We start from the raw sequence: 603 nt of genomic DNA on the forward strand, positions 1-603 counted from the left end.
ATCGGCGGTCATAACGAGCGTAAAAATATCGACGTGGTGCGCACCATCTGCGCCATTCTCGACAAGGTGGTGGCGCAGAAGCCGGGCAACATCGCCCACTTCGCCGACCTGATCACTTTTGTCACCGACCGTCCGGGACACGACCTGCGCTATGCCATTGATGCCGCGAAAATTCAGCGCGATCTGGGCTGGGTGCCGCAGGAGACGTTCGAGAGCGGGATTGAGAAAACCGTGCACTGGTACCTGAACAACCAGACCTGGTGGCAGCGCGTGCTGGACGGCTCCTATGCCGGCGAGCGTCTGGGCCTGAATAACTAATAAGGAAGTAAAGATGAAAGGTATTGTTCTGGCCGGCGGCTCCGGCACGCGTTTATATCCGATCACCCAGGGCGTCTCCAAGCAGCTGCTGCCTATCTACGACAAGCCGATGATTTTCTACCCGGTGTCCGTCCTGATGCTGGCGGGGATTCGCGACATCCTGATCATCTCCACCCCGGACGACATGCCCTCCTTCCAGCGCCTGCTGGGTGACGGGTCGCAGTTCGGGGTGAACTTCAGCTACGCTATCCAGCCGTCGCCGGACGGCCTGGCGCAGGCCTTTAT

At 59.5% G+C, this 603-nt stretch carries 2 protein-coding genes; both read left to right on the forward strand.

Features of this window, described 5'->3' with window-relative positions; all coding sequences use genetic code 11:
• Positions 1-318: GDP-mannose 4,6-dehydratase (locus CWM58_RS27915; protein ID WP_206056654.1), on the forward strand; the 318-nt coding region annotated here is incomplete at its 5' end.
• Between the two features lie 13 nt (positions 319-331).
• Positions 332-603, forward strand: a 272-nt coding sequence (locus tag CWM58_RS27920; protein ID WP_165785865.1) for a sugar phosphate nucleotidyltransferase, incomplete at its 3' end; no start/stop codon positions are given.

Source organism: Klebsiella sp. H-Nf2 (assembly GCF_002806645.1).
GTDB classification, from domain to species: Bacteria; Pseudomonadota; Gammaproteobacteria; order Enterobacterales; family Enterobacteriaceae; genus Klebsiella; species Klebsiella variicola.